Below are 21877 nucleotides of genomic sequence, written 5' to 3'. Positions count from 1 at the left end.
TGATTAATTGTATGCATTAAATGTATATACAAATAAATAGGTTAAAAAAGTATTTATGACAAGTTGGATGTTGCAAAAATGTGATCAAGTCGAAGTGGCAAGGTGGCGATCAAAGCAGAATCTTGGAACTTAGCTTGTAGCGGTTACCAGGGTGATAGAGCAGGGCAGTACTGACGAGTCGGTCGTCGCTCCATGTGCGTCGGTTGAGCAGCAAACAAGGTTCGCTCACTTTCATATTGAGTTCTTGACGTACGCGCGCATCGGGAATGATCGCCTCTACCGTGTGTTCCATCGCGCTCAGCGGGCAGCTTTCCGATAAATACTGGTTCGGCGTTATCTGTGTGAAATCCTGCTGCAAGTAATTGGGCGCATAGCTGCTATTGACCCAGCGCAGCTCAAGTTGGATCGGCTCTTTGTCTTCGTAGTGGATGATCTCACTGTAAAACACTTGCGTGCCTAGCATTACGCCCAATTTGGTCGCAATTGTATCGTCCGCTTTCAAAGCTTGTTGGCGAAGCACTTTGCTGCGGTACGCTTTGCCACGATTACTCACTTCCTCGGCAATATTGCGAATATCCAGCAACGGCGATTCGGCTTTTTCCGTCGGCTCGCAGACAAAAGTGCCTAAACGTGGCCGACGCTGCAGTCGTCCTTCATTGACCAAATCGCGGATTGCTTTGTTAACCGTCATGCGGCTGACGCCAAATTGCTCTGTCAGTGCCAGCTCAGTGGGAATTTTGAAGCCGATATGCCACACACCGCTGTCGATTTTCTGCACAATAAACTGTTTGATTTGCATATAAATTGGCGATGACATAAAGGTTCCTTTTAATTGACTATACAAATAGTGCAAAAAAGAGGCATAAAAAGCAACTCAAGATGACCATTTTGTGCTGTGACACATTCTTACCATTCTTTTGCGCCATTTTACTTGCGACACGTTATGCGGTTGTGTAAACAGGGGCAAAGTACAAATAAATCAGCATAAAAAGGGATCTCATGTTTAAAAAACTTAAGGCGTCATTGGGAATTGGTTCAGCCAAGGTGGATACGATTCTCGACCAAATGAGTGTGTATCAAGGTGAAACACTCAAAGGCTACGTTCACATTAAGGGCGGCGATGTGGAACAGCAGATCGACGCCATCATCATCAAGCTCAATACCGAAGTCAAAGTAGAGAGCGAAGAGAGTGTCAGCTACCAAACGTTCACACTGGACAAATTGGCTGCCGTTGAGCCATTCGTAATTCAAGCGAATGAAGAAAAACAAGTGCCGTTTGAGATGAAATTGCATGACGAAACCCCGATCACCGCGGTCAATGCACTGAAAAACCAGTGCCATGTTTGGTTGGAAACGACATTGGATATTGGCTTTGCCATCGATCCCCGTGACCGAGATTTTATCGAAGTAAAACCACTGCCCGTAGTGAGCAAGGTCATCGACGCTATTGTTCAGGCGGGGTTCACTATGGTGAAAGCGGACGTCGAAAAGGGGCAGTTGCGTGGACAGAGTTTTTCTTCTCGCTCCGGCTGCTATCAAGAGCTTGAGTTTCGCAGTAACGGCTTTATCGGCAGTAAAGAGATCGAACTGTCGTTTATTTTGGACGGGCAGCGAGTCCATTGCTTGGCGGAAATTGATCGCTCATTGAGCTTTTCTGGCGATCAATATCGTTCCTTTACCCTGCCGTTAGATGCGTCCGCCGCGCAAATTGCTCAAGCGCTTGCGCCGACGTTGAATCTGTAGGCTTCACAAACAAGAAACTCATTGCGATTTCAGTTTCATTGGTTAGAATGCGGGTTCAGTACCTAGGCTGGTGCATCCGTAATTGCACCAAAATTCGTACCAAATCAATTACACTCGCAATGCGTTTTTCATACCAATATGAATCTAAAGCGTATTTCTTAAAACATGTGTTGCTTGGTGTGCAACACCACTGTAAAGGAAAAAACATGCCAATTATTACTCTTCCTGACGGCAGTCAGCGTCATTTTGATAACCCAGTTTCTACCATGGAAGTTGCGCAATCGATCGGTCCTGGTCTTGCGAAAGCGACCATTGCAGGTCGTGTCAACGGTCAACGTGTGGATGCGTGCGATCTGATCGAAAGCGATGCCAGTCTTGAAATCATCACCACAAAAGATGAAGTGGATGGTCTTGAGATTGTGCGCCACTCTTGTGCGCACCTTTTGGGGCACGCGCTTAAGCAGCTTTATCCAAATGCGAAAATGGCGATCGGTCCGACCATCGACAGTGGCTTCTACTACGATATTGATCTTGAAGAGTCGTTAACACAAGACGATCTAGAAAAGATCGAAGCTCGCATGAAAGATCTGGCGAAAACCAAATATCAGGTTATCAAGAAGAAAGTCAGTTGGCAGGAAGCGCGTGATACGTTTGAAGCGCGCGGCGAAACCTACAAGATGGAAATTTTGGACGAGAATGTCTCTCGTGACGATCGTCCCGGTTTGTACCATCATGAAGAATACATCGACATGTGTCGTGGTCCGCACGTCCCTAATATGGGCTTTTGCCAACACTTCACTTTGTTGAATGTGGCTGGTGCGTACTGGCGTGGTAACAGCGACAACAAGATGCTGCAACGTATCTACGGTACGGCTTTCCACGACAAGAAAGCGCTGAAAGACCACCTGACTCGCCTTGAAGAAGCGGCAAAACGTGACCACCGTAAGATCGGTAAGCAACTTGATCTGTTCCACATGCAGCAAGAAGCACCGGGCATGGTGTTCTGGCATCACAACGGCTGGTCAATTTTCCGCGACTTGGAAGTGTTCATTCGCGCCAAGCTAAACGAATATGGCTATCAAGAAGTGAAAGGCCCATTGATGATGGACCGTGTATTGTGGGAGCGTTCTGGTCACTGGGACAAATACGCTGACGCGATGTTCACGACTTCTTCTGAAAACCGTGAGTATGCGATTAAGCCGATGAACTGTCCGGGTCACGTGCAGATCTTCAACCAAGGTTTGAAGTCGTACCGCGATCTACCACTGCGTATGGCGGAGTTTGGCTCTTGTCATCGTAACGAGCCTTCTGGTGCACTGCATGGCATTATGCGTGTTCGTGGCTTTACTCAAGACGATGCGCACATTTTCTGTACAGAAAGTCAAATTCAAGAAGAAGTGACCAACTGTATCAAGATGGTGTATGACACTTACCAAACTTTTGGTTTCGATAACATCGTCGTGAAACTCTCTACTCGCCCAGAACAACGTGTTGGTAGCGATGAAATTTGGGATCAGTCAGAAGAAGCATTGAAACTGGCTTTGGAGTCGATGGAGATTCCATACGAAATCCAAGAAGGTGAAGGGGCGTTTTACGGCCCGAAAATCGAATTCACGCTGTATGACTGCCTAGATCGTGCTTGGCAATGTGGTACCGTGCAGCTCGACTTCAACCTGCCGTCTCGTCTTGGTGCAACTTACGTTGGTGAAAACAACGAACGCCTTATCCCGGTTATGATTCACCGTGCGATTTTGGGTTCACTTGAGCGTTTCATCGGTATTTTGATCGAAGAATACGCGGGTTTCTTCCCAACTTGGCTGGCGCCAGAGCAAGCAGTGATTATGAACATCACTGACAAACAGGCTGATTATGTTCAGGAAGTTGCTCAAAAACTACAAAAATGTGGAATTAGAGCAAAAGCGGACTTGAGAAATGAAAAGATTGGCTTTAAAATCCGCGAACACACTTTGAAGCGCGTGCCATTTATGCTGGTTTGCGGCGACCAAGAAATGGAAGCTGGCGAAATCGCAGTGCGTACTCGTAAAGGTAATGATTTAGGTAAATTTAAGGTGGATGACTTCATTTCTTACATCCAAGACCAAATCAGTAGCCGTAAGCTCAATCTGGAGGAATAAACTATTAAAGGCGGAAGACGTGGCCAAGTTCCGGTCAAACAAAACCAGCACCGTTTAAACGGTGAAATTCGTGGCGTTCGTGAAGTTCGTTTAACAGGCGCTGACGGTGAATCTGTCGGTATCGTATCGATCCAAGAAGCATTAGCAGCAGCCGATGAAGCTGGTATGGATCTCGTAGAGATCAGCCCTAACGCCGAGCCACCAGTCTGTCGAGTGATGGACTATGGCAAGTTCCTCTTTGAGAAGAGCAAAGCTACTAAAGAGCAAAAGAAGAAGCAAAAACAGATTCAGATCAAGGAACTTAAATTCCGTCCTGGAACTGATATCGGAGACTACCAGGTAAAACTACGCAACCTGGTGCGTTTCCTTGAGGAAGGCAACAAAGTGAAAGTAACTATTCGCTTTCGTGGCCGCGAGATGGCTCACCAAGAGATCGGTGTTGACGTTCTGAATCGTCTGAAAGAAGACACAGTAGATATCGCTGTTGTGGAATCTTTCCCGACGAAGATTGAAGGTCGCCAGATGATCATGGTGTTGGCCCCTAAAAAGAAGTAATTAACGGCTTTTGCAAGTAATAAATACCCGCCGTTTAACGCGGCGGTTTTTTATTCGCCCTAATTACGTTGTTTATTAAACTACTACAATGCGGAGTTATTCATCATGCCTAAGATGAAAACCAACAAAGGTGCTGCTAAGCGTTTCAAGAAAACTGCTGGTGGTTTTAAGTTCAAACACGCTACCAAACGTCACATCCTGACTAAGCGTACTACTAAGAACAAACGTCAACTACGTCCAAACGCAATTCTTCCTAAATGTGAAGTTGCGGGTATCGTTCGTTGTCTGCCATACGCTTAATTTGTTTTTAGTTTTTAATTCGTTTAGTTTAGGAGAAGCATAATGCCTCGCGTAAAACGTGGTGTACAAGCTCGTGCACGTCATAAGAAAGTTCTGAAACAAGCTAAAGGTTACTACGGTGCACGTTCTCGTGTTTACCGCGTAGCTTTCCAAGCAGTTACTAAAGCTGGTCAATACGCTTACCGTGACCGTCGCGCTAAGAAACGTCAATTCCGTCAACTATGGATTGCACGTATCAACGCAGCATCTCGTCAAAATGGTCTATCTTACAGCCGTTTCATCAACGGTCTTAAGAAAGCTTCTATCGAGATCGATCGTAAGATCCTGGCCGACATCGCAGTATTCGACAAAGCAGCATTTGCTGTTCTCGTTGAAAAAGCGAAAGCTGCTCTTTAATTAGCAGTTTGGGTTTAAGAAAAGGAGAGCATTTGCTCTCCTTTTTTCTTATCCTTTTTCTTCATTTACAAACGAGATAGCGGGCTGAGTACGCCCGATGCGCCTCTGTCGAGCACGTGAGTATATATTTGCGTCGTTTTCATACACTCTCAATAACTATCTGATTTTAAAGTGTTCTATTCGATAGAATTTTCTGATGGGGCACTGGTGGGCCAATTGGAAATTACTTTATTCAAAATGTCTATTTGATTGCTAGCATGTGACTTCATAAATCGGCCATATACTCTTTCTAGCATAGACGTTCCTACGTGCCCCATTTGCTCTGCTATAAATGATAGGTTTGCATTGTTGCTTATCAACCAACATGCGTAGGTGTGGCGTGATTGGTAGGAGCATCTGTGGCGAATGCCCGCTGCCTTCAACCTGCGAGTCCACAAACGATTGTAGGTGGTTGTCTTGTAGGTTAGTTCGGTCTTCTGCAAACAATTCATAGGAACAAATACAAATCTCACAGATTCGCGACGAACTTCACTGGTATTCTTTACCTCAACTTCAATATCTTTCGCAGTAAGCGAGTAGGTATATTTCATCTGTGAGCGTAGAGCCTCTAAGGCTGGCTTTAGCAAATGTACAGTCCTAGTCGAGCGGTGAGTTTTGGGGGTTGTAAATACTCTTTTTACTCCAATGTTGCGCCTAACGTTGATGATGCCTTTTTCTAGATCAATGTCCTCCCACGCTAAGGCACATAGTTCCCCGGTTCGTAGACCAGTGTAAACTGCGACGGTAAACATGTTTGCCCATCGTTCATTAGGTGTTGCTTTAAGTAATTTTTCAAACTCATCTCGCTCTAACGGGTCAGGTTCAGATGGCTTGTTTCTAACAAGTTGAAGATCTGCGAATGGATTGGAGTCAATAAATTTAGATTTGACGGCTAAATCGAATGCTCTTCGCATAAGCTTAGTGTGGTTGTTTGTTGTCTTTGGGCTTCGTGCTTTACCACGAATAGTCGGTTTCTCTACTAGAAACTTCTGAAACTCCAATGCATGTATGTGGTTGAAATCCTTTACTTTTGTGTTTTCTAGTAACATTTTACAGCGTTCAATGGTCCCTTTTATTACGTATTGAGTCTGGGATGAGAGTTTTTTTACTTTGAATTCGTAATATGTATCTAGTAGCTGCTGTACGGTCATTTCTGATACTAGGGTGCTAGGGGAGGACAGTTCTTTTGCTTTTTTTGAGTTTGGAAATCTGCGAATGTAATTAAATGTGCCGTCATTGATTTCCGATAGAATAACGGCTCGCAATTGCCCAGCTTTTTTAATGTTACTCTTAGTAACTTCCCAGCCCTTCAGCGTTTCACCACATCGGATTTCTTTGTAAGTAAAGCGGATACGAATCGAGTTTCCGCGTACTTCAACGCCTTCTGGAAGCTTCATCATGCCACCTTCTCTTGTGAAGAAAATTGGTCAATTGCGATACGGTTGTATTTATAAGTACTACCTCTACTGGAATTGCATGAAGAAGCTCGTTTAAAGTGTATGCCTTCAACCCAACGATACTGACGATAATTTTTAATTTGCCCTTCAGTCATTCCGGTTATTTTTGAAAGTAGAGTATCTTCAACCCATTCATTTGGTGCAATGAAAATAGGTTCTACATTAGTGGTTTCTTTTTGTGGCATGGTCGTTACCTTAATAGTTGCTTGATTTGGTCTCGTCCTTCCTCGTTATAAAAGAAGGAGTCGATCTGTTTGGGGTTGTTAGCGGCTTTGGTTAACCGCCATTGACCGAATGGCGCTTGCTTTAGGTTGTTCGCATTCGCCAACTTGCCTATCTTCTGCGCCGATATGCCAAACTCCTTAGCAAGATCGGTCGCGGAATAGTGACGTTCGGTTATGACAGGCATAGCAAAGCCAGATTGAATGAGTGCTTTAATAGATTGCTCGCTGAGTCTACAAGCGGCGAGCAGCCCCAAAGCCGTGTCTAGTGCGCAGCCTTCGCAAAGAGGCTTTGGGTTGGAAACAATGGCGGATTGGTCGCAGCGGCTACATTGCATTGAGATGACTCCTTTATCTCGTATGCAATGTAGCGGTAAAAGCTAGGTAAGATAGGGGCTCATGGACCCTCATTCTGTTTAAAACCTGTTAAAGCTTCCGAATATCGGCTTTGTATGATTGCATTTATCGTTGGAATTCTATCCCAAACTTGTGATATCTAATTTTCATATTTTGATATAATTCAATAAATTGCATTTAGGCTAGTTATGTGACTTTGCTTGATATGATAGATTATCTATTCAATTGATAGCGCTTAAAGCTTGCTATAACTCTCTGTAAAAGTTAATAAAAAGGAATTCGTAATATGAAGCGTTTTAGTTTTCTGGTTATATTGGGGATAATGCTTTCAGGCTGCTCCTCCTCAAGTGTTACGTCAGAAACTGAAGTTAAACCAGTACCTTTCAGTGACCAAAATAGCTTTGCACTAAATATCGCTAACCAGTCATATTTGAGACAACCATTTACGTGGGGTCTCGAAACCTATCAAAGTCCGCTTAAAGATTTCACTGAAGAAGAGATTGAGTCTCTGAAGACATCTCTTAAGAATCAGCGTGGGAACGGTGCCTATTTAGCATCGATTATAGCTCTTACAACCGGAAATTTGATGGCATCAGCAATTCATTTTTCAGGTGGTTCATTGGAGAAGCTAGTAACATCTGACCATATTGCTTCAAGAGCTGGCTGGGTCATTTCGGTTGATGCCGCTCCATATAAAGATGGTATTGAAGCAAATATGGCTGCGAATAAGCTTATCGAAGATGCTGTATTAGAAACGCTCCGAGAAAAAGGAAATGTCCTTTCCAAAGTAGTTCTTGAGGAAGAACGGACAGCTACGTTTGGAGGAAAGATTTATGGGCGAACCAGTTATGTCATTGGTGAAGATAAAACAGTCAGTTTCGGACTGGTTAGCGATGATTATGAAAACCTGAATGGTATGAAATTTGGCAAGACGAATTTAATTGATGCTGAGTCTCAGTATGTCACAGCTTGGAATACTCCTGCGATGGGTCCTGGTTCACTTTACCTTTTCTACGACAATAAAATAAAAGGGTATAGCGGGGTAGAGGGGTACGAGCAATACCTAAAAGACGTTACAGCTAAATTACCAAAGGGCTTTTATTTCTACCTGCCATCATTTCCGCATACAGGTTATCAAACAGTACAAAACCCAGAAGATTGGAAATGTGCAACATGCGTAAAAACATTCTCATATCGAATGACTAATGTTGTTGTCCCTGCGATATACACGCAAGGTAAGAAATATGAGTTTATTAAGCCTTAGCGATATGTATTTGAGGCTCAACACCTTACCTTAGGCAGATCTCGCCAACGGGTCGTGTATTGTGGCGTGAGCATTTCACGCCGCATTTCCCATTTACTCCCTATGCCTTGCGCTGCTAGAAAAGCAGCGCCATCCCCATAACGTTGATTTAAGCTGTCAAATACGGCCATCAATTTTTCATCGTTCGGACATGGGTTGAAAAGGTCTTTTTGCTCATGTCGGCCGTCTTGCAAATCGAGCAAACCAACCCCAAATTTGTAGAAGCGAACCCCCTCATGAAACACTTCATTGGCTAAACGGGACGCCGCAGAAGTGATCTGAGTAACGTCAGATGTAGGGTAAGCAAAGCGATGTATGGCTTTAAAACTCACCGGTTTTTCATCAAATGGAGAGTTCGAGGCAAACACTAACATCACACGGCATAGCGAACTTTGTTTTCTCGCTTTGCGTGAGGCTATCCCCGCATGCAGGCACAATGCCTGGCGCAGTGATTCAACATCGGTGATCCGCTGGCCTGCGCTGCGTGTAGAAAAAATCTGTTTCTTATCAGCCCTAGCCACATCCCAATCTTTACAGCGTTGACCGTTCAGCTCTCGAATGGTCCGTTCGACTTCAACATTAAAATTTTTGCGCATTAACGGCGCAGGCTTTTTGGCGAGATCAAGCGCGGTATTGATACCCATTAGTTTGAAATGGGAAGAGAGTTTACGGCCAACTCCCCATACGTCTGAAACAGGCGTTTTTGCTAAGACTTTTAGGCGCTCGGCTTCATTATCGAGCACACAAACACCGGAGTAACCGGGTATTTTTTTCGCCGCGTGGTTGGCAAGCTTAGCTAACGTAAGGGTCGGGCCCATGCCAACACAAACCGGTAAACGGCACTCTTTCCAAACCGCTCGACGAATCAAAGTGCCGTGCTGACGAAAATCGCCGATCGCAGCTAAACAACGTTCAAAAGAAAGAAAAGTTTCATCGATAGAGTAAACATGCTGCTCTGGTGCGAATCGACCGATCACTTGCATCATTTTTTCTGACAGATCGGCATACAGCTCGTAGTTAGAAGAAAGGGCAATCACCCCTCGCTGTTCACACAAGGCGCGAACTTGAAAATAGGGCTTAAACTTCTCGATGCCGGCTTCCTTTGCTTGTCGGTTTGCGGCAACGATACAGCCATCGTTATTCGACAAAACAATCACCGGCTTACCCCGCCATTCAGGCCGAAAGACTTGCTCTGCACTGCAGTAAAACGAGTTAGCATCGACAAGCGCGAACATTATTCACCACACAACAACGGGCTAGGGCGGTGGCAGCGAATCGAGCGAATCACCACACCTTCAATTGAAAAAGAATCAAACTCATGGATAGGAACAGGCTGTAAATGTTCATTGGCTGAAAGTAACAAACGGCGACGAATATCGAGGATCTTACAGACAAATTCACCGTTGTAATTAGCAACAATGATGTCTTGATCTGAAGCTTGCACATGCCGATCAACAATCAACAAATCCCCATCAAAGATCCCAACGCCTTGCATCGAGTCGCCCTTTGCTTGCCCTAGAAAGGTTGCGCTCGGGTGCTCAATGAGCAATTCATCTAAATCTATTGCAAGCTTCTTGTACTCAGCCGCAGGGCTTTCAAAGCCAGTAATGCCGGCACTCGCGTAAATAGGGATAACTTTCATAGATAATAACACTGTTTATTTATACAGTGTTATTTTGATATGAGATACGGAAAAAGGCAATACGCTAAAGCCCAAGCGAGTTAAAAAGCATCGTTTGCTATCAAACAGACACTAGCGCACCGGAGAGTATTTCGGTGATTTGTTCACTGTCTTCCATTATGCAGGCTTGGCCGATGGTTTCACGTAGGATCGCAATGCGGTCACGGAGTTCGTTGCATTCTGCCTCTTTGCGAACCGCATAATCAATCAGCGTTTCGTTCTCGCCAATATCGGTAAGTTTTACAATGTTTCCCATGGGTACCTCAATGAATGGGGTTGAAGGCAGGTTCTAACTCAGCGACTAACCTTGAATCTTGCCCAGTGCCGATTTTGCTAAGTGATTTGACGAAGTAAGCTTTGCCGTCGTGTTCGAAAATTAGATTCCGCTTAAAGCTAATTTCTGCAGCATCGGCGGCTTTGCTTTTTGGAAGCATTCGTATCTTCATGCTGCCTCCTTCTGTTTTGCCATCATGTTTAAAATGACTTTACCTTGGGCGATAAGGTCATCTCGATTTAGTCGCTCAGTTGGTCGGCGTTCCCATGCCCACGATTTATCGAAGATGACGACTGCGGAAGGGAAGCCTGCAGAGCTTGGCTTGTCTTTGGGCGTGGCAGGTACAAACCAGTCCGGTGCTTCAAAGCCAACGCGGCCTTTGATGAACTGGATGAAATCTGCATCCTCTGGCCACCATGTTTCAGAGGTGGCCGCTTTGATGAGCAAGAGAATTTTTGCGCCTTCATCACGCTGATTTCGACACCATTCAATGATGTGCTCCATGCCTGTGATGGCGTTATTCTCGTCATCAAAACTCGCTCTTGAGTATGGCGGGTTGCCATAAGCTGCACTGCCGCCGATCTTGCGTAGGTCCTCCGCTAGATTTTTGGTTAAGGCATTGTCAGCAGCGGTGTAGTAGCTTGGAAGTAGGGTATTGCAATCATCGGCAAATATATCGATGACGATGGAGCCAAGACGAGCGTTGAAGGTGCTAAATAGCCCCCAAGCAATGGCTTTTGGTGTCTGCCATTGGTCGCCGATTTCTTTCAGTTTATGGCTCGGTTGCTGCTGTGTTTCTAGCAGCTTTTGTGCGTAGTGGTTCATTGGTCGTTACCTTAAAAAGCCCTCGTGTGAGGGCTTAAAGAAAAAGTGAAGATAAGCGGTTAAGAAGTGAATGTGCCGATAAAAGTGTTGATCTCGATGTTTTCGGAGATAAATCCTCTTCCTAAGTTGTCTTTAAACTCTTCGCTCATTTCTTCCTCGTGCTGTTCGAGTCGCTTGATTCGTAGTACTAGAATTTCGTTTCCAATGGTGCTCATTCGCAGCTCGAACTCTCTCTCTGAAAGTCCGAGATATGGTTGGCAGGTGAATTTGAAAACTGCTGGCATTGGAAATTCTTCTTTGGTGCGCACGGCTATCGATTCGTATTCTGATTGTTGATGACTAAAATCATCCACGTTCGATTCTCGGCCCGCTTTGGATTCAAATTTCATATTGCGTACTGCAGCAGAGGCTATGGAGTTCTCGATTAACTCACCTGTGGTGGAGAATACTTGAATGGATGTGCTGTAGTCTTCAATCCAATCCGAGAGTTTCTTCTGATTTAGGCGCTCGCCGTTGATCTCTAAAAGGGCTCGATATGATGCCGTTTGCCGAAGTGCGAGTTTAGCCTTATGTCTACAGTGGCCTGGCTTCATTATCGTACCGATATCAAAAATTGTTGTGGCTGACATACGTTCTGTGCTGATGAAACACTGAATACCTTCGGTTTGATACTCTTCGTGGTAACGTACAAATTCATCAATATGGCTCGTTTCCATAACACCGCGAAACATATTGCGGTGTGGCATGTATGATTCCAGATCGTGTAAATCGAACGAACTTGGCAGTGCTGCGACAGGGAAACCAGTATTTACCAGCTGGTTTAGAAAATCTTTGGCACTGCCGGATTCTTGAATTTGTTGAATAGCAGATTTGTCCATACTCATAGCTGTTTCTCTCAAATGTGATTGGTGAATGAATTAACGTACTTCGCGCAACTGTTTAGAATCGTCGATAATTAGTTGCCCGCGGATATCTTCTTTAGGGCGGTCGTAAGTGAGTTTTCCGCCCTTGCCAACGAAAGCGATTGAAGTGTATTGAAAGTCTTCGTTTTTGGTTCCAAAGCCAGCTTTAGGTTCTTTAACCGACATGTTGGCGGTGATCTCGACCATTTCATTGTTTGTGCCCATTGGCTTTAGTTTTAGATCAATCTTTACGCTGCCCTGTTTATCGCTGTATGAGACTGCGCGAGCTACATTCGAGAGAGCCAATCCAATAACATTGGAGATAACGCCGCCGTCAAGTTCTTGCATGAGTTTTGGAAAGTTGGTGGTGCGGTCCTCAATACTGAGGTTTCCTGCTTCTGTTTTTGACATGTCAATGCCCTCGTTTAGTTAGCTATATCTTTATGTCGATCTATGCAGCTTTAAGCATCAATAGACTAATCAGCTCATCAGTCCCCATTTGGGTGAGTAGCCATTCAATCACCTTGTCTTTGCCAATCTCACTTAGCAATTCTTCGGTGTTAACGTGTTCAGCGATTTCCTCTGCAGTGAAGTTACCGAGAACGTCTTCGATTTTTGCGGTGGCTTCGGTCTCGCCATCGCGTGGATCTATGCTTACGGGGCCGTAAGCAATAAATGAAATGTGCTTTTTCATTGGTCGTTACCTTATGCTGCTTTAGAAATTGATTCTTTGGCTATGTTGGCCTCAACAAGTGCTTGTGCTACTGGTGGGCACACGGCATTGCCGCAACGCGCTACTTGGCTTGCTTTTGTGATTTTCTTACCTACAGAGTTATGAGTGATTTTGTAATTGGCAGGGAATCCTTGCGCAGCAAACAGCTCATGCGGTTCGAGCATACGCATACCAATATCGACAATTTGGTATTGCTCTCCTCTAACGGTAACAAGGCCGAATCGGTCTTTTGTGGTGACTGTACCAATAGGGGTTTGAAGATCTTCGCCGAAACTGGTGCCGTAGTATTTGAGAAGAAAAGCGCGAACCTCTCCGAGATGAAAACCGCCGGCGGAAATCGTGTGTACAGGTTCGTCGGTTCCGTGACCGATGTTTGTGCCGCGCAACTTGACCATATGGCTCGTTACCAGCGCTTGAGTATTGGCGGTTCCCGGTCTCTTCTGTTCTCCGCCAGAGGTAATGGTATGGACAGGCGTTTCAATATCATAGCCAACGCTACCCATTCGGAATTTGGTCATGAATGCCATCACAAGAGCATTGTGATCGGTGGTTGTTACGGTCGCTAATGGGCTTCTTAAATCTGAGCCTGTTACTCCCGTATAGTGCTTAGCGATAAATGCACAGCTCCCGCTTTCGACAACGTAGGGCTTATCCGCGCCGAAAACGAATTTTTCCAGCCCTTTGGCAATTCGTTCCATTGTCTTTTCAGCAAGCGGCTTTGCTCGGCCAAAGATGGATTTGACGGGGATTGACCAATCAATAATGTCTGCCGCTGTTACATAGGGTGTTAAACCAGACCCTTTTGGTCCGTGCGTTGGTGATGGCCAGATAATCGGCTTGTTGTCATTTCTCGCGACCAAGAAAAAGCGCTTACGAATGGTTGGCGCGCCGTAATCACACGCACTCAATACTCGGTAGTCAAGCTTATAGCCGAGGCCATCCCGTAGCTTTCTCTTTGCGTCGATATCATCTTCAATGCCTATCGCCTCGCACATTTCACTCCATGCGGGGTGGTAAGTTGATAGCCCGGTGGTCAATACCTTTACAAATGCATCAAACGTTTCCCCCTTTCTCGTTGGGCAAGGGCGAAATTTACCGTTTACGTTTACTAGCGGACCCCACGTCATAAACTCTTCAACGTTTTCTAACATCAGAATACGAACGGGCACCTTAAGAGCCCATTTCACCGCTACCCATGCAAGCCCTCGAATATTCTTACTTACTGGACGATCTCCCTTCGCTTTTGAAAAATGCTTACAGTCAGGCGAGAACCAAGCCAAACCAACTGGACGGCCAGCGCAAGCTTCAATCGGGTCAACATCCCAAACTGATTCACAATAGTGCTTAGTTTCTGGATGGTTCATTCTGTGCATGTCGATTGCTTCTGGATCATGATTAATAGCGATATCAACATGACGATTTAAGCCAAGTTCTATTCCAGTTGATGCACCGCCACCGCCCGCAAAGTTATCTACTACTATTTCATTGGGAAATATCATTGGTCGTTACCTTGATTCTCAGGGGCTAGCCCCTGAGTTAGTCAAAAAGAAAGCCACTTGGAGAAGTGGCTTAAGACGCTTTCAACATGGCGATGGCTTCGCCGTATCCGTCCCAGTTATCGACACCCGATGCGTAGAGCGCTTCAAGCAAATCTGCTTTGCGTAACAGTTCGTTGTATTCGTCGGTTGGGATGGTGATAACCGCTTTGGTCGCAGCGGTGAACGGTTTTACTTCGGCGGTTTCGGCCGTTGCTAAAACTCGGCGAGCATGCGCTATGCGATTTGGGTCTGCAGGGGTAGGGATGTCCTGCATTGCTTGTTCAACCGCGTTCTCTTTAGCTTGGCTTTGTGCAAGCTCTTGCGCTTTGCGGCGATCTTCGGCTTCCTGCTCTTTACGTAATGCATCTGCTTTTTGCTCGGCTTCGGCTTGCGCTTTGGCTTCTTCTTCCTTGCGGATGCGGTCGCGCTCTGCTTGACGGCGTTTCTCTTCGGCATCTTTGTGCTCGGCAATACGCAGTTTAACGAGCGTTGCGAAGTCTTCCGGTGCTTTAAAGGCTATTTGCCCCCAGTCGTTAAATAAGAAGCGGTATTCGCTATTCTGATTAACGGTATCTAGGTTGGTTTGCGCGATATCTTTTAGCTCAGACAGTGCAATTTTTGCCTTGGCCAGTTCGTCATTGATTGCGCTTTGCATGCTTTCAATGTTGCGCTTGCCTTTAATGGCCGCAGCAAAGTCATGCTTAACGTTAAAACCGACATTATATTTTTGTGACATGTCAGCAACTAAGGCTTGAATTTCAGTCTTTGCCTTCATAACCAGTTCAGCCTTGATCTCTTCTTTGCGAGATTTGACCTGTTTATCTAAGGCGAGGCGCGCTTGGCGGATGTTTTCGCTGATAAAGCCAAGATCTTTCACAAAGGTATCAATGCTCTCCACTTCACCGAGAACTTGCTGTGACATTAGGCCGAGTTTATCTTCGGCGAATTTGAACACCTTCACCATGCTTTCTGCGTTGGCAAAATCTTGGTCTGTTTCCAGTTTCTTTTTGGATTGCTCAACCAGTTCTAGCGCCTTAGCCTTGTACTCGTCTAGGTTGCTGACAATCGCAAGGCCGTTCATTTTATAGGTGACGGCGGGTAAATCTTGAATTACCTCGGCGGTTACCACTGGCTTGCTTTCCTGAGCGATTTCGCCGTTTGCCAGTTTTTGCTTGTACTCCGCTAAGTCAGACTTGAATTGCTTTAAGCCTGAAATAATCCAGCTTTGTACCGATTCGTCGGGGTAGTAGTCCATTTCGTGCCAGTTTTGCTCTGTGCCATCACTTGCTACAAACTTGCAGACTGCCGCGCCAGAGAGAAGTAACTGCTGCTCCATCTGCACAACATAATGAGTGTCTAAGTTGCGTTCAGCGATTTTGGCAACAAGCTTTCCATTAGGCGATTTGTGCTCGAATGCAATGTCGCCATCTATTGTTAAGCCATCAAGCGAAGCGAGTAGAGTAAGCCCTTCGCATTCGCCAGTAATGGTGGCCGGATAGAGCTCTTCACCAAGATTACTTTCCAGAATAGGGCGCGCCATTTCTTCAAAGCGGTGGCCATCGGCGAAGATTTTCTCTTGATAGCTACTGATTTCTGGCTTAATGCCCGTCGCTTTCTCGTGCATGAGCTGATCGCGGGTTTTATAAGGTGAGCACCCTAGTGCGGCAGAAACTTCAGAAGCGGTAAAATCGACGGTTTCACGCAAAGCATGCCATTCATCGGTGCCTTGCTGAACGTTGTGGAACTGGATGTTAGTGACTTGCATGAGTGGTTTCTCCCTGAATGGTATTAACGCTTAAAAGGCGCTGTTTCATGTCTTCGGTTAGTGCTCCCTTGGCTTCAACCATGGCGATGATGCGTTCAGGTGTGTTGCGGCCTGATTCGATTTTCTTTCGCCAAGAAGGGAAGTTCTTTTCGAAGTCTTGAGCGGGGTACTGCTTTGCGGTGATGTTGTTGCGAGATGGCGTAACATCGTGCTCGATAATGAGGTCTTTACCTTCCATTTCTTCAGCAGTCGCTTGCTGTCCGATTTCAGGCCATGCTTTGCGAAGAGCTTGAGCCTCGGCGCATTTTGCTAACTGTGCGTATGGGCGTTTCTTCCACATTGCGTTGGGAATTTGGGTGTTCTTCCCTGCAGTTGCGTAGTTCTCTAACCACATTTCTTTTGCCGAGAAGGCGACTAAAGTGCCATTGATCAGTTTATGGACCGTGATTTTGCACCATTCTGGAATGTTGATGATTTCCGAGTGGTTATTTTCACCTTTAAATTCCATGGCAATCAGTGGGCCGAACTCTGGATCTGTTGAGCCAGCGTAGCTACCACTGCGATCTGCTTGAATGCGATACATCCCAATGCCGGGCATCACCACATCACGCCATTCGTAGTTGTTGGTTTGTGAGTTCTTTACGTTCATTGGCACGATATGAACGGGCTTAAGAAGCGGATCTAAGTGGCGGGCACGGCAGTAATCCGTCACCATCAAGATAGATTCTTCCTTCGCACCCGGATAAACACTGTTTTGCAGTGCAGACCAGGTGGCCTCGTCTATCCCGCGCTGTGCGACAAGTGGGTGACGCTGCTCAAATGGCACAATATTGGTCATTATCATTACCTCGATTAAAAGTTAGAGAGCTGCTGTTGCTCAAACTGAGTCACTTTCTGCTCTTGGATTTGGTCGTTTTTGAGTTCGCGGTAGCCTTTAAGAACAATGTTCCGGTTGGCATCCACGTACTTTTCTAAAAGCTCATTAAAGTGCTCTTGAAAGGTTTCAAGCTCGATGAGTTTGTGGCTACTCATCATGGGTTCAAACTGGATGGAGAGAATATTGCGGACGAGGCCTGTCATCATGCGAAAGGGCATATCTTGCTCGAGCATCCATTCAACAAAACTGCTTAGGGTTAAGCCGCAAAATTCGCGATTGGCTTTAATGCGACTGATTCCGTTGTCAATGAAGTGGCTGAACGCAGCTTCTTGATTTTCGGGTACTAGATTTAGGATATTCACTTTGTTATTCTCCCAAACGGTTAGGGCTTCTTGGTCGTTGCCTTAGCTGCCAATAGGCCTTTGCAATGTGGATGAGTCTGCGATGTGGTTGTCTATTGGTCGTTACCTTGACCGCCTCGGCGGTTTGGAGTGCGTTTCTTGGTCGTTATGCACTCCCCAATAGCCCGGCATTAGTCGGGCTTTTTGGTTTTGTTTTGCTGTGATGCTGAATCACATCACAGCAAAACCATGATAAGCATGCCTATGTAGAGCGATTGATTAATCAAGAACGTTTTCCGCTCATTCATACTGAATCCGTAAAAAAGAGCCCCATGATGTATGGGGCTAAATGTGTAACAACGTCAGTTGGCTAATGTCACTGAACGAACATTGCAGAGTTAACCGCTTTGCCGTTCGGATGGGATATTGTGTTAGTGACGAACACCCTGATTACGCGCCATCCCCGCGCCACTGCTTAGTGCCTCACAGTGGGTATCTGGTTTAAAGGCAGTAAGCTGCCAGCTACACCGATGAACTATATTTTGAAAACAGTCTGAAATAGGGGCTTCATTATTTTCAAACTGCTTTCAAAATGACTACGTTCGGCAGTCACTCGCCAGTCTTTCCCGGTGTCCATGCAGTCAGGCTTTTGGAGGCTTAGCCCCTGCAATGCTAGTGTTTTTACCGCTAATTCAACGTCCGGTTCTGCCCCGGCTGCGGCAACTCGATGTTGGGAACATCGAGCCAAGGATTTGCACTACTAGCTGACACACCTTGTAGTCACGCTTTCACTTGCTTTGGTTGAGCGACCTTCAAAAATTTAACACCGACAGTCAAAAGTTGAAGAAAAACAGTCGCTCACCAAAGCAGGTTAATTTTTTGATTTACAATAAAAATCCTGACGAGTACGGCAAGCAAGATTACTGGGTAACTGAAGATGTTATTGCCATGTATCCAGACTTTCTAAAAGGCTACAAATTAACACCTGTGGATGTTTCCCTTGATTATCTTCAAGAGATTGGAGCGAAAAGTGCGCTTCCTGAGAAAATGAGATAAGTTTTCCATTCAGCCATTGTTCGAACTCACTGCTGGGTGGCATCAGGTTTTTATTGATGTCGCCTGTAAGGTGATAGAAGCGCTCGTTTGATTCCCAAAACGCTTTAAATAACTCGACAAGATTACTCTTGCGCGTGGTTATAAGGGAATCAATGCCAACGAGCTCTAAGGCTAAAGTGTTTTCCCAACCATTTGTTTTACATATGCCATCTGGGACAACTCCGTGGTCAAAGAGGCCAACCTGAGAGCAATCGGTGCGAACCTCGTTTCCGGCTTGCATAAAGCTGACGTTGGCTCCCAACGTAAAATCTTTGAATCGGCAGATGAAACTGAGCATGACAACAAAGTTTTGATTTGGGTAAAGGCCTTTAGAGCATTCATCGCGCAAAACGTTGAAAACGTTGTATGCCTCGTTATAGCTAAGTGAAGGCCGATAGCTTGGGAAAACCAGCCCTTTTCTGACAAGATCTGACACAGAACCTCCTTCTATTTGAAACTCTTTCCCCAAACACAAGATTGACTGCTTGTTTTTTATAGCTCGCGCCCGAGTTACTGAGTGTCAGAAAGCATTAAGAATCGGTATCAAAAATATCTAGAACGCTTCGAGCTAATTGAGGAAGAGACAACTCATCAACATCTACTTGAGCGGGGCGCAAAGTCGCGTCTGTGAGCGCTAAAGTAGAAACTTCATTCTTTTTCCAATGCTCAAAAGAATCTGGCGACATTGCTCGTTGAGTGATGTCGCTTGAGAAGTTCATAAAGCACATTTTTCCTTCATAGGTGGTAATCAGATCAGTAATTGCTTCTATCGACCCAGAGAGCAGTTCAATTCCTAACAAAGTGAACGTTACGTTATGGTCATGTTCTGGAATGCCGCGTAAGTTATATGCATCAACTATGGACGGCAGTTGAAAATGAACGGCTACATCTTTGCGTTCGGCAAGTTTTGCGAATGTCGTAAAGCCCGCAACAGTGATCTGCCCATTACTCGCAACCAAGCAGAGAGTGAGCCGTAACATATCGGTATGGGTTTGTGATTTCATTAGGCCGTTAATATCGGCCATCAATCTGTCAAAATGGCGATAAGCAATGAACGGCATTGGCTTAGTGAAAATGAATCGCTGCTCAAGCATAAATCCTCCTTCTATTTGAAACCCCTCTAATGCAGTTTTGTTAGGCTTTGTCGGCCTTTCCTAACGCCGCTGTCCGACCAAAAAAGGGGTTTCAAATTGGCTCTGTTAGCAAAGCCGATTTGCGTTTCTATCTCACCGCCGAAACTAGGCGGGGTTGTGTGCATTGCGGGTCATCCACTCGGTTAAGCCATTCCAGCACTGTTAGCGGCTTGGTTCTTCCAAGCTTTTCCCGTTATCCATAGGGGCCAACATCCGGTCGCCGCAAGAGGCACACAAGTCTGTTTCACGAAATTCATGTCGCCCATTCGTGGAGCTTGGGCTGACCTCTACTCTCACCTACTAGCGGAGAGGGTAGTTATCGTTCATGGTTCATGTTGTTAAAGAGCGGAAGGCAGTTTGCCTTTGGTATAATCAGTATTCCGAAATGGTATAGTGCTGTCAATACCAAATTGGAATTAAATTTTTGGAGATACGGGAATGTGATCTGTATGGCATTTTGGATTGCTACTGAGGGTGTATGTCTAGGAGAGGAAAATTTGGACGTTGATTGCTACAGAATCACGGTATCAAATTGAGCTTTTGAGGGTTCGGACAAACAACGACAGAAAATTACGACACTTATGTAGTGCAAGGTTAAAGATGAAATCTTAAGAAATGACATGAGTTGTTGGTAGTTAGGCACTAACCAGCCAAAAAAGGCCATATATAGAAAAGGGAGCGTGAGCTCCCTTTTAGTGTATCAATGACTTAGCAAGTTATTGAAAACTAGTATGAAAAAGCAGGTGCGTTGCTTTTATGTTGTGTTTTCTTTCTTGCAATAGGAGCATTAGCAGCTCTTTGTTTGTTCTCTTCCTGTTTGAACTTCTCTATGTTGTAGAGTTTTCTCCATTCATCGAGCGCTACGCTTCCTTGCAGCGTTTTATGTGTCATGATTTATCCTCTAAGAAATTCGTTGAAGTAATGGCTATTCAGCTCTTTAGAGAAATAGTGTTTACGCTTTACCCAAATGAAGCCATCACCTTTAGATATTATAGCAACATCAATGGGCCCGCCAACGGATTCAGCATCATTTGACACCTTTCTTTTGAATGCGGTCATGTTTACGAGTGACTCTGCCATATAAGCTAGCTCGTCTTTAGGCAAGAACTCTATCATTTGAGTTACCTTGTCACAGTGTTCAACTCTTATGAAATCATTTACGCTGTTAACATTTCTTTGCCAGTTTTTTTCAGTAAAGCTTGTAAACTCAACAACAAGACGTTTTTTCAAATCATTGTCGTTTGTTAGGGTACCGACTATTTTTTCAAATTCAGTCAGGCTATCACCAAGCATTGTCCGAAATTTTTCATTAATGATGTTGAGCAGCCTAGGGTTAGCGCCGTATTCAAATGCAAATACTTCTTCCTCTTGAGCATAAGCCGTCATCCCGCTATTCCCAGCAGCAGAGCTTTTTTCAAGATTTTGAGTAAAACGCAACTTATTTCCAAAGAATCCATGTACGTTGTAGGCTAAGACCACAGGAAAGTACTCCTCACTTCCGTAGCCCGCAAACACCACACCAGTAATGAGCCCTAGTTGGTTATCTTTGCATGTAATTAGTGCTAATAACCTTTTAAACGAAGAAATGTTCGCATCTGGGAAATCGATATCAGGAAACAAAGAGCTTAAATTACGCTCCAAAAATAAACTTGCATAGACCTCAGCCTCAACCAGATCATGCGAGTCAAAGCCACTAAAAAAATCGGCTTCTTGTAGTTCGATAATTATTTCTGCCGAACACCTTAAAAACGTTTGCATTGTTAGGTCTGTGGTAATCTGAAAAGAGTTGTCTAACTCGATTTCTCTTTTGAAAATCCCATCAACCATAGTTATAACGTGTTGTATGGCTCTGTTGTAAGAGCTATCCAAAAACGAGTACCTAAGATCTTTTGGGACTAACCTTTGAGCATTCGACAAGTAAGACCAAAAGTCTTCGGCATAAGCATCTAAGGTTTGGAACGACTCTTTCCCTAAGCTCTTCCGATATTGTTTGATTATTAATTCCCAAGGAATAGAGCATAGGCTACCTGCACCATATAGCATAATACCTAGCGGTTGATATTTGGACAAAGCAAATAACTTTTCTGCTCCGTTGTAAATTTTTGAGCTACTACCATCAGAAATCGTTACGGCTGAATCTGCGGCCAAGGCTATGGCGCTTTTGTTATACACGGCGATCTCTGCAGTCATGACTATATCCTTATATA

The 21877-nt window shown here is 45.0% G+C and carries 26 protein-coding genes and 1 pseudogene; 6 read left to right on the top strand and 21 right to left on the bottom strand.

The genetic code is table 11. From position 1 onward, the window contains the following. Positions 1 to 109 precede the first annotated feature (109 nt). The gene (gene hutC / locus I3X05_RS10205) at positions 110 to 817 is read right to left on the bottom strand and encodes a histidine utilization repressor (protein WP_039429420.1); all 708 of its coding nucleotides are present in this window, start codon (positions 815 to 817) and stop codon (positions 110 to 112) included. 182 nt (positions 818 to 999) lie between these two features. Here hutC and I3X05_RS10200 point away from each other — a divergent pair, with 182 nt between their 5' ends. From I3X05_RS10200 to rplT, 5 genes are all read left to right on the top strand, one after another. Next, positions 1000 to 1743, top strand: coding sequence for a sporulation protein (locus I3X05_RS10200; RefSeq protein WP_045571904.1), 744 nt, complete (start codon positions 1000 to 1002; stop codon positions 1741 to 1743). 206 nt (positions 1744 to 1949) lie between these two features. After that, on the top strand, positions 1950 to 3878 hold the full coding sequence (gene thrS / locus I3X05_RS10195; RefSeq protein ID WP_039435471.1) for a threonine--tRNA ligase: 1929 nt from the start codon (positions 1950 to 1952) through the stop codon (positions 3876 to 3878). 3 nt (positions 3879 to 3881) lie between these two features. Then, the gene (gene infC / locus I3X05_RS10190; protein ID WP_082069785.1) at positions 3882 to 4433 is read left to right on the top strand and encodes a translation initiation factor IF-3; all 552 of its coding nucleotides are present in this window, start codon (positions 3882 to 3884) and stop codon (positions 4431 to 4433) included. A gap of 105 nt (positions 4434 to 4538) precedes the next feature. Continuing rightward, positions 4539 to 4733: a 50S ribosomal protein L35 gene (rpmI, locus tag I3X05_RS10185; protein ID WP_045571902.1), complete on the top strand. Its 195-nt coding sequence runs from the start codon at positions 4539 to 4541 to the stop codon at positions 4731 to 4733. 42 nt (positions 4734 to 4775) lie between these two features. Beyond that, on the top strand, positions 4776 to 5129 hold the full coding sequence (gene rplT, locus I3X05_RS10180) for a 50S ribosomal protein L20 (RefSeq protein WP_004727974.1): 354 nt from the start codon (positions 4776 to 4778) through the stop codon (positions 5127 to 5129). 65 nt (positions 5130 to 5194) lie between these two features. Here rplT and I3X05_RS10175 read toward each other — a convergent pair. From I3X05_RS10175 to I3X05_RS10160, 4 genes and pseudogenes are all read right to left on the bottom strand, one after another. After that, a pseudogene (locus tag I3X05_RS10175) lies at positions 5195 to 5272 on the bottom strand (integrase); the annotation flags it as partial. A gap of 33 nt (positions 5273 to 5305) precedes the next feature. Further along, positions 5306 to 6568: a tyrosine-type recombinase/integrase gene (locus tag I3X05_RS10170; RefSeq protein ID WP_337970687.1), complete on the bottom strand. Its 1263-nt coding sequence runs from the start codon at positions 6566 to 6568 to the stop codon at positions 5306 to 5308. Next, the gene (gene xisR, locus I3X05_RS10165) at positions 6565 to 6810 is read right to left on the bottom strand and encodes an excisionase family protein (protein ID WP_193157819.1); all 246 of its coding nucleotides are present in this window, start codon (positions 6808 to 6810) and stop codon (positions 6565 to 6567) included. Before xisR ends, I3X05_RS10170 begins: the two co-directional genes overlap by 4 nt. Positions 6811 to 6815: 5 nt before the next feature. After that, positions 6816 to 7184, bottom strand: a complete 369-nt coding sequence (locus I3X05_RS10160; protein ID WP_193157820.1) for a hypothetical protein — start codon at positions 7182 to 7184, stop codon at positions 6816 to 6818. Positions 7185 to 7489: 305 nt separating this feature from the next. Here I3X05_RS10160 and I3X05_RS10155 point away from each other — a divergent pair, with 305 nt between their 5' ends. Continuing rightward, the gene (locus tag I3X05_RS10155; protein ID WP_193157821.1) at positions 7490 to 8467 is read left to right on the top strand and encodes a hypothetical protein; all 978 of its coding nucleotides are present in this window, start codon (positions 7490 to 7492) and stop codon (positions 8465 to 8467) included. Between the two features lie 17 nt (positions 8468 to 8484). On the opposite strand, the gene I3X05_RS10150 is transcribed toward I3X05_RS10155, so the two are convergent. The 16 genes from I3X05_RS10150 to I3X05_RS10075 all read right to left on the bottom strand — a co-directional run bounded on the left by I3X05_RS10150 (position 8485) and on the right by I3X05_RS10075 (position 21860). Continuing rightward, positions 8485 to 9741, bottom strand: coding sequence for a Y-family DNA polymerase (locus I3X05_RS10150; protein WP_337970686.1), 1257 nt, complete (start codon positions 9739 to 9741; stop codon positions 8485 to 8487). Next, positions 9741 to 10148, bottom strand: a complete 408-nt coding sequence (gene umuD, locus I3X05_RS10145; RefSeq protein WP_039461217.1) for a translesion error-prone DNA polymerase V autoproteolytic subunit — start codon at positions 10146 to 10148, stop codon at positions 9741 to 9743. Before umuD ends, I3X05_RS10150 begins: the two co-directional genes overlap by 1 nt. 100 nt (positions 10149 to 10248) lie before the next feature. Beyond that, positions 10249 to 10443, bottom strand: coding sequence for a hypothetical protein (locus I3X05_RS10140; protein ID WP_193157887.1), 195 nt, complete (start codon positions 10441 to 10443; stop codon positions 10249 to 10251). A 7-nt stretch (positions 10444 to 10450) separates the two neighbouring features. Continuing rightward, on the bottom strand, positions 10451 to 10633 hold the full coding sequence (locus I3X05_RS10135; RefSeq protein WP_193157888.1) for a hypothetical protein: 183 nt from the start codon (positions 10631 to 10633) through the stop codon (positions 10451 to 10453). After that, complete coding sequence (locus tag I3X05_RS10130; RefSeq protein WP_193157889.1) at positions 10630 to 11286, bottom strand: phage N-6-adenine-methyltransferase; 657 nt, start codon at positions 11284 to 11286, stop codon at positions 10630 to 10632. Before I3X05_RS10130 ends, I3X05_RS10135 begins: the two co-directional genes overlap by 4 nt. 59 nt (positions 11287 to 11345) lie before the next feature. Then, entirely contained in the window at positions 11346 to 12170 is an 825-nt protein-coding gene (locus tag I3X05_RS10125; RefSeq protein ID WP_337970685.1) for a DUF2303 family protein, read from the bottom strand. A gap of 33 nt (positions 12171 to 12203) precedes the next feature. Beyond that, positions 12204 to 12599, bottom strand: coding sequence for a hypothetical protein (locus I3X05_RS10120; RefSeq protein ID WP_193157890.1), 396 nt, complete (start codon positions 12597 to 12599; stop codon positions 12204 to 12206). A gap of 40 nt (positions 12600 to 12639) precedes the next feature. Then, on the bottom strand, positions 12640 to 12882 hold the full coding sequence (locus I3X05_RS10115; RefSeq protein ID WP_193157891.1) for a hypothetical protein: 243 nt from the start codon (positions 12880 to 12882) through the stop codon (positions 12640 to 12642). 11 nt (positions 12883 to 12893) lie between these two features. Then, positions 12894 to 14420 (bottom strand): DNA cytosine methyltransferase, encoded by a 1527-nt coding sequence (locus tag I3X05_RS10110; protein WP_337970684.1) that lies wholly within the window; start codon positions 14418 to 14420, stop codon positions 12894 to 12896. A 70-nt stretch (positions 14421 to 14490) separates the two neighbouring features. Next, positions 14491 to 16224 carry a lambda-exonuclease family protein gene (locus tag I3X05_RS10105; protein WP_337970683.1) on the bottom strand — a complete coding sequence of 578 codons (1734 nt, stop codon included), beginning with the start codon at positions 16222 to 16224 and terminating at the stop codon, positions 14491 to 14493. Continuing rightward, entirely contained in the window at positions 16211 to 17062 is an 852-nt protein-coding gene (gene bet, locus I3X05_RS10100; protein WP_193157893.1) for a phage recombination protein Bet, read from the bottom strand. Before bet ends, I3X05_RS10105 begins: the two co-directional genes overlap by 14 nt. 14 nt (positions 17063 to 17076) lie before the next feature. After that, positions 17077 to 17463: a hypothetical protein gene (locus I3X05_RS10095; protein ID WP_337970682.1), complete on the bottom strand. Its 387-nt coding sequence runs from the start codon at positions 17461 to 17463 to the stop codon at positions 17077 to 17079. Between the two features lie 919 nt (positions 17464 to 18382). After that, complete coding sequence (locus I3X05_RS10090) at positions 18383 to 18973, bottom strand: hypothetical protein (RefSeq protein ID WP_193157895.1); 591 nt, start codon at positions 18971 to 18973, stop codon at positions 18383 to 18385. 94 nt (positions 18974 to 19067) lie between these two features. Continuing rightward, complete coding sequence (locus tag I3X05_RS10085) at positions 19068 to 19631, bottom strand: hypothetical protein (protein ID WP_193157896.1); 564 nt, start codon at positions 19629 to 19631, stop codon at positions 19068 to 19070. Between the two features lie 765 nt (positions 19632 to 20396). Then, the gene (locus I3X05_RS10080) at positions 20397 to 20561 is read right to left on the bottom strand and encodes a hypothetical protein (protein WP_193264772.1); all 165 of its coding nucleotides are present in this window, start codon (positions 20559 to 20561) and stop codon (positions 20397 to 20399) included. Between the two features lie 3 nt (positions 20562 to 20564). Then, positions 20565 to 21860, bottom strand: coding sequence for a hypothetical protein (locus tag I3X05_RS10075; RefSeq protein WP_337970681.1), 1296 nt, complete (start codon positions 21858 to 21860; stop codon positions 20565 to 20567). Between the last annotated feature and the right edge of the window lie 17 nt (positions 21861 to 21877).

The sequence above is a fragment of the Vibrio navarrensis genome, assembly GCF_015767675.1.
Taxonomy (GTDB): Bacteria; Pseudomonadota; Gammaproteobacteria; order Enterobacterales; family Vibrionaceae; genus Vibrio.
This window is presented reverse-complemented; position numbering and strand designations above follow the sequence as displayed.